The following is a 12044-nucleotide window of genomic DNA, read 5'->3' as shown; positions in this document are numbered from 1 at the left end:
GTGCGCTCACCTCCGATGACCATTCCCTGAACTAAGAGAGCGTGCCTGCCGAACGAGAGCTGAGAAAGTCGCCGACGGTGGTCACCGGCGCTCTGAGCATCCCCGCGCAAGCATCGATGAGGAAGTAGGCCAACCCGGTCCAGTTGGGCTCGATGGTGTCCTGCTCGAGGCGTGCCTCGTATTCGGCGCAGACGTCGGTGACCATTCGTCCCATGATCCAAGATCGACCGACGAGCACGGGCGCAGGAATATCCGAGAGGAGACCCATCGCCCGCTGAAACACTTCGTCGACCAGCGGATCCGACAGCATGGCAATGAGTTCGATGCCCGACGGCGCCGCCTTCAGTTGTTGTACGAGCCGTGCACGCCAGCTCGGACGAGGCAAGGACGCCAGTTGGTCGGTCCACGGGAGTATGAGGCAGCCCAACAGATCTCGGAGATCTGGGTCTTCGCCGAGTAGATCGGCGAGTTCACGGCGTCGGCGACGGGTGTCGTCGGTATGACGCTCGATCAACGCCCGAATGAGCTCGTCACGTCCGCCGAAGTGATAGGTCACAGCGGAGTGATTGGCACTACCAGTGCGCTCGGCGATGTGCCGGTTGGAGACCGCATCAACCCCTTCCCTGGCAAAGAGCTCCTCAGCTGCGTCCAGCAAGGCTTTCTTCACCCGGTCACCATGTTGTCCCATGCCTACTCCTCGTCGACTTCGTCTGCCGGGGTCGTTCGATACGCCTTCTCACCGATAGGGCAGACATCACTACCCTGCCTGTTTGAATTTTAAGACATGCGGCGTAACTTTATTTAAGACAGGACGCGTAATTCTGTTGGACGACGTGGGCGTGTCCCATCGACCCAACCGTGGATCCGCCCTGCCTGTCGCGACTGGATCGAGCAACACCTGCCCAGAGTTCGAGGAGTTCCACAATGCCCACCACTGCTTCTCCCGATGCCGAAAGTCCGCCAGAGGGGAACGCCGTGGCCGAAGCCGCCGCTCGCGCCCGAAAGGAGCAGATCGGCCGGTACGTGGCGATGATCTTGCTGCCCTTCTTGATGGTCGGAATGATGATCACCGGCTACTTGGTTGCGATGCACGCACCTGCCCCGAACAACATGCCTGTCGCAGTTGCCGGACAGACACAGCAGGCCGAACAATTTGCGGCAGCACTCGAAGCGTCCGATCCGTCGGCCGTGGACGTCCGGATCGTCGCCACTGACGAGGAGGCACGCCAACTCCTCCTCGACCGCGAGGTGTCCGGCGTCGTATCGCTGCACGCTACGGACCCCAACGCGACGGTGTACACCGCAAGTGCGGCCGGAGCTGCTCAGGTTTCCACGGTCACCGGACTGCTCGCTCCCCAGGTCCTTGCGCAAGGCGGCGATCTGACCGTCGAAGATCTCGCACCACTGCCGGCCCACGACCCTGCGGGCTTGGCCGCGATGTTCATGGCCACCGCTCTGATGCTTGCCGGTTACATGCCCCTGAGTATTACGCTGTCCAACTCGCCCGAGCTGTTGCGATTCCGCCGAGTCGTACCACTTCTCGCCGGATGGTCAGCGCTGATCGCAGCACTGGTGTGGTTGGTCGCGGGTCCGATCCTCGGCGCGGTCGAGGGGCATACAGCAGCAATCCTCGGGATCTCGTGGCTCGCCGTATTCGCTGTCGGTTCCGTGCAGTTGCTCCTCACCCGGATATTCGGCCCGTTGGCAGTGCTGGTCGGCATGTTGTTCGTGATGGTGCTCGGCGTCCCGGCATCCAACATGGGCATGTCGGTGTTCACGATGCCGTCGATCTACGCAACGTTGCACAGCTTCCTGCCTACCGCAGCCGCCGGCGAGGCCCTGCGCTCGGTGCTCTACTTCGGCGGCGACGGACTCGGCTCCCATCTGCTGGTCCTGGCCCTCGGCGCAGCGATTGCACTACTCGCAACACTGGGCGTCGACGCGCTGAAACGACGCCGCAATCCCGAGGCTGGTACTCCCGAGATCTCGATGGCATCGCTGACCGCACGGCCGCGACCCGCCAGCAACAAGGTTCGCTACGCCACCTTGGCGTTCTTCCCCTTCGCCATGGTCACGCTCATGCTTTCGGTCATGCTCGGTTCGATGTACCAGCCTGCTCCCCGGGACATGCCGGTCTCGGTGGTCGCGGCCACCACGGAACAGGCAGAACAAGCTGTCGCCGGCCTCGAACAGAACTTGGGCGGACTGTTCGATCTGCAGGCAGTCGGATCAGTGGACGAAGCCCGCAGCCTCGTTCAGGACCGCACAGTCACCGCCGCCTACGTCCTACCTTCGGCAGAGTCGCCCACCGCGACACTGATCACCAGTCAAGCCGCCGGAACGAGCCAACAACAAGCAGTGCAATCGGTCTTCAAACAGGTTTCTGCCGGCCAGCACGTACAAATGACGACAGAAGATCTCGCACCGCTCGCCGACTCGGATTCCAGCGGCACGGTCAGCATGTACTTGGCGATGGGCTGGATCATGTCCGGCTTCATGATCATCGTCGTCGGCAGCAGCGCAGCGCCGGCAGTGATGAAATTGCGGACGCTTGTTCCCGTTCTCGCAGGATGGTCGGTGTTCATGTCCGCCGTGATCTGGCTGATCGCCGGTCCCCTCGTCGGCACGATCGACGGTCACTTCTGGCAGCTTTTCGGCACCGGCATCATCGCGATCTTCAGTACCGCGTTGTTCACCACCGTGCTGGTTCGACTACTCGGACTCCTCGCAGTCATCCCGGCCGTCGGAGTTCTCATGTTTCTCGGAATACCGGCTTCGGGTGCCGCGATGTCGATCTACATGGAACCCGGGATCTTCCGCGTCCTACACGACGTACTGCCGATGCCCGCAGCTGTGGAGTCCGTCCGATCGATCCTGTACTTCGGTGCGGACACGGTCGGTAGTCAGCTGATGACCTTCGGAATCTGGGGAGCCATCTCCCTGCTGTGCGTGTTGCTCATCGACAAAGCTCGCGCCGACAAGGCTCGCCCCGCAGAGGCAACGGAACGTCCGTCGGATTCCGAATTCGCCACGGCGTGAGAGCCAGAACTCCCTGAAGGACAGGGATTCACGACTGATAGCGCGAGCAAGAACGCTGCGACTGTCGGGGATCTGGACTGCGCGCTCCGACCAGGTCCTCGACAGGAGCGAGAAACAAAAGATCGGACCACCAGCGAATGCCGCGGAACAAATGCTGCAACGATCGCAGGCAGCCGAGCCGTCGAAGTGGCCTTCGGTGACTTCGCCTGGATGTGAGGGCGGGTAATGGGTGTTACTGGAATATCTACTCCTCGACAACTGCTGGGACCCTTGTGGTTTCGATCTCTGCAGGAGCAAGTTCGAGGGCGCGGACGAGAAGCGACAACACAGTTGGCGCTGATTACGGTGCTCTACCTGGGCTATCGCGCCGGACGGATCTTTGCCGCCGGCCAGGAATCACGAGCATTCTCCAACGCCCACGCTCTCGTGGACTTCGAGCGCGGAATGCATTTACCGAACGAAGCGTCACTGAATGCCTTCCTTACGCATTCCGATACCCTCGCGAGATTTGCGAACGGATACTACGCGAGCGTGCATTTCCCTTTTGCAATTGCCACACTGCTGTGGTTGTGGGTATATCGCGCGCAGTACTACACATGGGTCCGAAATGTCATGGCTGCCTTGACCGCAACGGCGGTTGTGATCCACGTGCTGGTCCCGCTTGCACCCCCGCGAATGCTGCCCGATCTCGGTTTCGTCGACCTCGCCACCCGATACGGGCAATCGGTCTACGGACCTCCAGACACAGATACCCTCTCGAACCAGTTCGCCGCGATGCCGTCGCTGCACATTGGATGGGCGCTGTTGCTGTCCATCGCACTGTTCCTGGCAATACGGTCTCGATGGCGTTGGGCCGTTCTCGCCCACCCGGTTGTGACTACATTTGTGGTGATCGCCACCGCAAATCACTATTGGTTGGACGGATTGGTCGCGACCCTCATCATGGTCATAGCGATGGCTTTCCTGACTTCCACCTTTCCTCGTCGCAACAGAGCCGATACCACGGGAGGGAGATGACGCCACTGAATTTGCTGTCACACAGTGCTGTTCACAGCGACAACAGAAGGGGAACAGTGGTCAGCTCAACCACGTATTGCCGAAGAGCAGAATCCCGTCCGCACTCGGGGTCACTCCGTGGACGTTCTCGCGCCACGGGATGAAGACCTTGCCGGAGTTGACCACGGCCATCGGCGCCGTCTCGTTGACCACTGTCTGAATATCGTCGATGACGGCTCGCCGTTCATCCTCGCCCGACGCTGTTTGCAGCTTGCCGAGCAACTCGTCCATCCGAGCGTTCTTGTAGCCGAGGATGTTCGACGGAGATTCGCTGAACAGATTGCCGTACATGCGCACGAAGGGTGACTCTTCCAGCACGTTGAACGCGAAGTAGGACACGTCGTAGTCGTGTTTTGCATACAGCATGGAAATCAAATCGTTGATGCTGGTCGCGTAGGTGATGTCGACCGTGAAACCCACTGCCTGCAAGAGCGACTGAAACGTCAGCGCGCTGCGTTGCGTCGCCGGATCGTTCATTCCGACGTATGTCAGTTTTCCGTCGTAGCCGTCGGCCTTCGCCTCGGCCAGATACTTCTTCGCGGCCTCGGGATCGAAGCCGTTTCCGGCCACCGAACCGTGCCACTGCGACCACGACGCGAACATGTCGGTGCCGGGTTCACCGAAGCCGCCTTGAACTCGCTCGTTGAACGTAGTCGGGTCCACCGCAGCGACAATCGCCTTACGCACACGCTCGTCTTTCGCTGCCCGATCGTCGCGCTGATTGATTGCCAGCACTCCGGCCATGCTGGCCGAGTACACGAATCCGGGATCGCCGGCTTCGAAAGCCTCGTGAATGAAATCGGGCGACTTCAAATAAGCAACCTGAATTCCGTCGGTGTGCAAGCCCTCGAGTTTGCTCTTCTCGTTGACGATTGCGGGAAAGCGCAACTTCTCGAGGTACGGCGCACCGTCCCAGTACGTCGGACGGGCCGTGAGCACCAATTCGTCCTGGGAAGCGAACTTCTCGACTGTGAACGGACCCGCTCCGACCGGGGTGAACGTACCGGTAGCCATCGACGAGGGTGCGACGATCATGCCGGGACCGGTGGTGAACATGATCGGGAACTCGTCCCACGGCTGCGCCAATGTGAAGACAACCGTACTCGGATCCAATGAATTCATCTCACGCACAGCGGTCTTCCACACCAGCGCGTGAGTACCCTTCTTCTGCAGATAGTGATCGATGCTCCACACGACTGCAGCGCTGTCCATCGGCGTGCCGTCACTGAAGGTGACACCGTCACGCAACTTCAATGTCCACACCGTGTTGTCGTCATTGGCCGACAAGGACTGTGCCAAGTGCGGAACATATTCGCCCGCCGCGGTATCGAATCGCATCAGAAGGTCGTAGATGGCTGCCATTTCGCTACCACCGGTAGCGCCGCCGTCCTGACGGTCAGCCGGATCGAGACTGCTGATCCCGTTGTACGTGGCAAACGACACCGTGCCACCCGAGCGTGGCTCTCCCCCGTCGTTCTGGTCACCGACAACTCCGACCGTCACGTCCGATGCATCCGTCGTCGTACCTTGGCTGCTACCCGCGCACCCGGTCACCACCAGTGTCGCCGACGCCAGGACAACCATCCAGATTCGAGCGCGAGCTCGGCACGAGCGCTTCATTGCGACTCACTTTCACAGTTCACGGACGCGTCGATCCTTGAAACCGACACCCGACAGATTTGTAAGTGAATTCTAGGTAAGGAGCAATCCTGCGTCCTTGTTTTCGCAAAGCTGAAGCGATAATTCGAATCTGGGTCAACAGAAACAAGACACGAATTCTAGAACGTTCTGAATTGGATCCGCTGACATCTCGACATGCGCCGCACCCAGAGGAAACTCGTTGCCACTCGCGCCACGACGGCTCAGGACTGTCGCCGAATCGCCGGGTTTCCGAGTTTCGCGAGAACACCTACAATCTAGTACATACATTTATCAAACGTGATCCACGCTAGGGTTAGGCCATGAATGAGCGAACAACCGATGACCAACCAGCCGTCGGCGAGCTCAACTTCTGGTCGTTCATCGAACTGGCCAACAAACGACTGGCCACCGAACACGGCTTTCGCGACCAGCTGGCCACCGAGGTGCTCTTGACGCTCAATCGGGCCTCGAACGTGGTCACCTACGATCTCGAGTCGTCGATCCACCGCCCTCGCGGCTGGTCATGGTCGTCGTTCCGACTGTTGTTCGTCACCTGGCTGGCCGGTCCGATCGAGCCGAAGGCTGCCGCCGAACTCACCGGGATGAGCCGGGCCGCCGTCTCCAATCTGTCCAAGTCGCTACTGGCAGATGGGCTGATCGATCGCCGCCCCACCGAGAACGACGGACGCTCAGTCCAGCTGTACCTGACCGACAAAGGCCGAGAAGCCATGGTCGAAGCATTTCGCGAGCAGAACGAACGCGAACACGCCTGGGTCAGCGTCCTGAGCGAGGCCGAACAGCGCATCCTTGTCATGCTCCTGGACAAACTGATCACCAACCGCAGCCAGTTCGACGTGCGCGGACGTAACTGACATAGACCCGAACCCCTTGGAGGGTTGCGCCCATCACATCATTTTAGTTAATGTATTTACTATCTGGTGGAGGTGAGCCAGGCAGAACAGCACAGAAGGAGCCCCGTCATGGCGTTCTATCGACAACTCGGCAACATCCCACCGAAGCGTCACACCCAACACCGTGACGAGTCCGGCAACCTCTACTACGAAGAGCTGATGGGCGAGGAAGGTTTCTCCTCGGATTCTTCGTTGCTCTACCACCGCGAGATCCCGTCGGCCATCGTCGACGCAACAGTCTGGGAACTGCGCGATCAGAGCACAACCCCCAACCATCCCCTCAAACCGCGCCATCTGAAACTCCACACACTGTTTCCCGAAAGCACCTGGAACGAGACCGACGTGGTAACGGGCCGTCGTCTCGTCCTCGGCAATGCCGACGTACGACTGTCCTACGTCGTTGCGGCAGCGCCATCTCCCCTGTACCGCAACGCAATCGGCGACGAGATGGTCTACATCGAATCTGGCGAGGCGACCGTCGAGACTGTCTTCGGCACACTCGAGGCCCGTGAAGGTGACTACGTCCTGATCCCGATGTCCACAACGCATCGATGGATCCCCAAGGGTGACAAACCACTTCGTGCCTACACCATCGAAGCGAACAGTCACATCGTCCCGCCCAAGCGCTATCTGTCCCGCTTCGGCCAGCTACTCGAGAACGCACCGTTCTGTGAACGAGACCTGCACGGACCGACCGCGCCCATGATCGCCGAAGGCACCGACATCGAGGTACTGGTCAAGCACCGTACGTCGGCGGGCATCGTCGGCACCCGAATGGTTTATCCCACGCACCCTTTCGATGTCGTCGGTTGGGACGGATGCCTGTACCCGTACACCTTCAACATCTCCGACTACGAGCCGATCACGGGCCGTGTTCACCAGCCGCCGCCGGCGCACCAGGCCTTCGAGGGGAACAACTTCGTGATCTGCAACTTCGTGCCTCGCAAGGTCGACTACCACCCCCTGTCGATCCCGGTGCCGTACTACCACTCCAACGTCGACTCCGACGAGATCATGTTCTACTGCGGCGGTGATTACGAGGCCCGTAAGGGTTCCGGCATCGGACAGGGTTCGATTTCGATTCATCCCGGTGGCCACGCCCACGGCCCACAACCCGGAGCGTACGAGCGAAGCATCGGCGCCGAGTTCTTCGACGAGTTGGCCGTGATGGTCGATACGTTCCGGCCGCTCGAATTGGGTGAGGGAGCCTTGGCGTGCGAAGACGGAGCCTACGCGTGGAGTTGGGCGGGGCGGGGGCCGCAGCAATGACAATCGTCTCTCCCCTCCTGAGCGGCCTGTGCGACGACGCAGCACTCTTCCCACCCGGCAATGCCCCTCTGGCCGAAGCAGTTCCGGCCCACGCCGCCTACCTGCAGGCAGATTACGACGCACTGGTGGGGCCCTTCGTCTTCCCCGCGCCGCGACTGAGCGAACTGGCTGCGTACGTCTCAGCGGACAGCCCAGTGACGCTGAGCCTGACCGTGCCGGCCGGTCCAGCCGATACCGCGGCCGCGTTGTCGAACGCGCTCGCCATCCCCGGCGTTCGCGTCGCCGCCGTCGAAGTGGGAATTCCTGACGGGCTGGAGGCCGATGCCGCCTTCGCGGAGCTCGCCCGTGTCCATGCCGCTCATCCCGACATCGCCATTTTTGTCGAGGTGCCCCGAGGCGGCCGGCGCGCCGACTATCTCACGGCTCTCGAAACCGCAGGGTACTCCGCGAAGTTTCGCACCGGAGGCATTGTCGCCGAGGCGTACCCGAACGAGGACGAACTCGCCGATGCGCTGATTTCCGTCGTCCGAGCGAATATCCCGTTCAAGGCGACTGCGGGACTGCACCACGGTGTGCGCAACACCGATCCCGAGACGGGCTTCGAACAGCACGGCTTCCTCAACATCATGGTGGCCGTCGACGCTGCGAGGCGGGGCGCAGATCGTTCTGAAGTTGTTGCTGCACTGGCGCAGCGCGATGGCGAGTCGATCGCACGGGCACTGGCCGACCTGACCGAAGACGAGGCAGGCGAGGTGCGTCGCCGATTCCTCTCGTTCGGTACCTGCAGCATCTCGGACCCTCTGACCGAGCTGGAAGGCCTCGGATTGATCGTCCGCTCCGACAAAACCGAAGGAACTCTCGTATGACCGTCACGACCATCGACATTCCCGCCGACTCACTGTTCGGTCTCGACAATCTGCCGTACGGGGTCTTCTCCCCCGCAGGCGGGTCACCGCGCGTCGGTGTGCGGGTCGCCGACTCGGTCGTCGATCTCGCAGCGACACTGGGTGATTCCGTCTTCGCCGAACCGACCCTGAATGCATTCATGGCTCAAGGCCGAGATCAGTGGGTTTCGGTGCGGAACCGGATCACGGAGCTCGTGACCGGCGAAATAGACTCGAATGCCGTGTTTTCCGTCGACTCGGTGACAATGCATTTGCCGATCGCAGTGGCCGATTACGTCGACTTCTACGCCTCGGAGAATCACGCAACCAACCTCGGGCGGTTGTTCCGCCCGGACGCCGCCCCCTTGATGCCGAACTGGAAGCATCTTCCCGTCGGATACCACGGGCGCTCGAGCACCGTCGTCGTCTCCGGCACCGACATCGTTCGTCCCTGCGGACAGCGGAAGGCACCCGATCAGGAAAGCCCGGACTTCGGACCTTCGCGTCGCCTCGACATCGAAGCCGAGATGGGATTCATCGTCGGAACTCCCTCGAAGATGGGCGATTCCATCACCCCGGACGAATTTGCCGAGCACGTCTTCGGCGCCGTCGTCGTGAACGACTGGTCTGCCCGAGACATCCAGGCGTGGGAGTACGTGCCCCTCGGTCCGAATCTGGGGAAGAGTTTCGCGACGTCCATCTCTCCGTGGGTTGTTCCGTTACTCGCGCTCGAAGCAGCCCGAATCGACACTCCGGTGCAGGATCCCGAACCGCTTTCCTACCTGCGCGGTGAAGAGAAGTGGGGCCTGGACATAGATCTGGCCGTGGAGTGGAACGGTCACGTCGTTTCGCGACCTCCGTACGCCCAGATGTACTGGTCGCCCGCGCAGATGCTCGCGCACACCACCATCAACGGCGCAGCGGCGAGCACGGGCGATCTCTTCGCGTCCGGAACCATTTCCGGGCCGGACAAGGATCAGCGCGGCGCCTTCATCGAACTGACCTGGGGCGGAAAAGAACCCGTTGCAGTTGGCTCCGAGACTCGCACGTTCCTCGAGGACGGCGACACCATCTCCATCTCGGCCACCGCTCCCGGGGTCGGCGGTTCACGCATCGGCTTCGGCGATGTTCACGCTCGGATCCTGCCTGCAACGCAAACTGGAAGATAACGATTGACAACTGTTTGATTCACGCTGATCTGATGTCCGGAATTCCTTGCCTCACGATTCTCCGAAGATAAGCTGGACTAACCATCCAGAGCGATCGAGAGTCCTGGCTCCCTGACGTCGCAGCAACCCCCTCTACTGAGGTGCGGGTGCTTTCCGCCAGGTCCGATGGAGGACTCGTGCCAGGCGATCGACCCCGTACCTCGGTGGGGACACCTGCTGTCATCGTGATCGTGGGCGGTGGTCCCCGTGGTACCGGTGTACTCGAACGGATCCTCGCTCACGAATCGGTGAACACTGACCCCGCACCGATCGACATTCACGTCGTCGACCCGTATCCGGCAGGCGCCGGCCGCATTTGGCGAGGCAGCCAGGCGCCGCTCCTGTGGATGAATTCGACAACCGCTGACGTCACGATGTTCACCGACGACACCACCGCGGTCACCGGTCCGGTAGTACCCGGCCCGACGCTCGCGGAATGGGTCGCCGAGAACGCGGCTGAGCTTGCCGAATTGCCCGAGATCGCGGCAGAAGTTCCGACTGTCACGCCGTCGTCGTTCGCATCGAGGTCATTGCAGAGCCGATACCTGAACTGGGTGTTCGAGACTGCAGTCGACTCTGCGCCGGCGCACGTCGACGTTCAGGTTCATCGACGATCCGTGGTCGACATCGTGAACGTCGGCCAGATGCAGAAGGTTCATCTGGACGACGGAGTTGTCATCGACGCGACGGCCGTCCTCCTCGCACAGGGGCACCCCGATGCGTTGGCTGCTCCGCGTGAAACCGCGCTGACCAGCTTTGCGTCCGACCACGGGTTGACCTACGTAGGACCGGGATACACCGCCGACCTCGACGCCGATGTCATTCCCGAACGCGAACCGGTTCTGATCGCCGGACTCGGGCTGGCTTTCATCGACTGGATGGTTCTCCTCGCCGAGAGCCGTGGCGGCATCTTCGAACGCGGTGAAGACGGCGTCCTGACTTACGCTCCCTCGGGTCGAGAACCCCTGTTGTATGCCGGATCTCGTCGCGGCGTGCCGTATCACTCCAAGATTTCGTACTCGATCGCTGACGCGCGGCCACCGCTACCGCGGTTCTTCACTGCTGATCTTGTGCCCGGCGACGGACCGTTGGATTTCCGAAACGACATCTGGCCCTTGGCGTCGAAAGAACTGGCAGGCGCCCACTATCACGAACTGTTCGCGTCGCACCCGGATCGAACGGTGGGTACCTGGGAGGAGTTCGACGCCGAATTCGCCTCGCTGGCTTGGGGATCGTCTCGATTGCAGGAACTGGTCGAGAACGCAGTTCCGAAACCGGAAGACCGTATCGATCTCGAGCGACTGAACCGCCCGCTCGGTGGTGAGCGCTACGACGGACTCGCCGACGTCCAACTCAGGATCACCGAATACATCTCGGCAGACGTCGCACGCCGGTCGGACCCGTATTTCAGCGCCGACGCAGCTGTCTTCTCAGCGTTGCTGTCGACGTACATGACCGTCGGAGAATTGTTGCGGCGCGGCAGAATCCCGGCCGAATCCGTCGCCAAGGACGTCGAAGGTTGGCTGCATTCGTTCTTCAGCTTCATTGCCAGTGGTCCGCCACCCGAGCGTCTGGAACAGTTGACCGCCCTCAACGAGGCCGGCATCGTGCAATTCCTGGGGCCGGATTCAGTGTTCTCCACCGAGATCGATCCGGCAACGGGAGTCGGGATCTTTGTAGCCCGCAGTGCGTCTCACACCGATATCGTGGCCGCGAACACCCTCGTCGAGGCACGATTGCCGGTCGCTTCCATCAGTGCGAGCGGCGACGCGCTCCTACGGACACTTCACGGCCGGGGCGAGGCAGTCGAACTACGTGCCACCGCCGACAGTTCTGCGAAGCTCGCGGTCGACGGCACATCGCGAATTCTGCATCAGGACAACAGTGCGCATCCCCGCCGCTTCGCCGCCGGGCCGTGGGTTGCCGGGCACAACTGGTCGGCGGCGTTCCCTCGCCCGCGCACCAATGCGGGGTTTTTCCGGCACAACGACGCCTTGGCTGCGGAGATTTTGGGCGCTGCGCGCCTGTGAGCGGTT

The 12044-nt window shown here is 61.4% G+C and carries 9 protein-coding genes; 7 read left to right on the top strand and 2 right to left on the bottom strand.

The genetic code is table 11. The features are described 5' to 3' along the window. Nucleotides 1-31 precede the first annotated feature (31 nt). Entirely contained in the window at nt 32-688 is a 657-nt protein-coding gene (locus G8767_RS03025; RefSeq protein ID WP_095968762.1) for a TetR/AcrR family transcriptional regulator, read from the bottom strand. A gap of 236 nt (nt 689-924) precedes the next feature. On the opposite strand from G8767_RS03025, the gene G8767_RS03020 reads away from it, so the two are divergent. Both G8767_RS03020 and G8767_RS03015 read left to right on the top strand, forming a co-directional pair. After that, nucleotides 925-3039 (top strand): ABC transporter permease, encoded by a 2115-nt coding sequence (locus G8767_RS03020; RefSeq protein ID WP_166809292.1) that lies wholly within the window; start codon nt 925-927, stop codon nt 3037-3039. Nucleotides 3040-3369: 330 nt separating this feature from the next. Further along, nucleotides 3370-4056, top strand: a complete 687-nt coding sequence (locus G8767_RS03015) for a phosphatase PAP2 family protein (protein WP_166809291.1) — start codon at nt 3370-3372, stop codon at nt 4054-4056. Nucleotides 4057-4116: 60 nt separating this feature from the next. Here G8767_RS03015 and G8767_RS03010 read toward each other — a convergent pair whose 3' ends face one another. Then, on the bottom strand, nt 4117-5715 hold the full coding sequence (locus G8767_RS03010) for an ABC transporter substrate-binding protein (RefSeq protein WP_166809290.1): 1599 nt from the start codon (nt 5713-5715) through the stop codon (nt 4117-4119). A 341-nt stretch (nt 5716-6056) separates the two neighbouring features. Between G8767_RS03010 and G8767_RS03005 the strand changes: the two genes are divergently transcribed. From G8767_RS03005 to G8767_RS02985, 5 genes are all read left to right on the top strand, one after another. After that, complete coding sequence (locus G8767_RS03005; protein WP_166809289.1) at nt 6057-6608, top strand: MarR family transcriptional regulator; 552 nt, start codon at nt 6057-6059, stop codon at nt 6606-6608. Nucleotides 6609-6716: 108 nt separating this feature from the next. Then, nucleotides 6717-7916 carry a homogentisate 1,2-dioxygenase gene (locus G8767_RS03000; protein ID WP_166809288.1) on the top strand — a complete coding sequence of 400 codons (1200 nt, stop codon included), beginning with the start codon at nt 6717-6719 and terminating at the stop codon, nt 7914-7916. Then, nucleotides 7913-8782: a hypothetical protein gene (locus G8767_RS02995; RefSeq protein WP_166809485.1), complete on the top strand. Its 870-nt coding sequence runs from the start codon at nt 7913-7915 to the stop codon at nt 8780-8782. Before G8767_RS03000 ends, G8767_RS02995 begins: the two co-directional genes overlap by 4 nt. Beyond that, on the top strand, nt 8779-9969 hold the full coding sequence (gene fahA, locus G8767_RS02990) for a fumarylacetoacetase (protein WP_166809287.1): 1191 nt from the start codon (nt 8779-8781) through the stop codon (nt 9967-9969). Before G8767_RS02995 ends, fahA begins: the two co-directional genes overlap by 4 nt. A gap of 176 nt (nt 9970-10145) precedes the next feature. After that, nucleotides 10146-12038 (top strand): FAD/NAD(P)-binding protein, encoded by a 1893-nt coding sequence (locus tag G8767_RS02985; protein WP_346842954.1) that lies wholly within the window; start codon nt 10146-10148, stop codon nt 12036-12038. The last annotated feature ends 6 nt before the right edge of the window (nt 12039-12044 follow it).

The sequence above is a fragment of the Rhodococcus sp. IC4_135 genome (assembly GCF_011602025.1).
Taxonomy (GTDB): Bacteria; Actinomycetota; Actinomycetes; order Mycobacteriales; family Mycobacteriaceae; genus Rhodococcus_F; species Rhodococcus_F baikonurensis.
The sequence above is the reverse complement of the archived record's forward strand: the minus strand, read 5'-3'. Positions and strand labels throughout refer to the sequence as shown.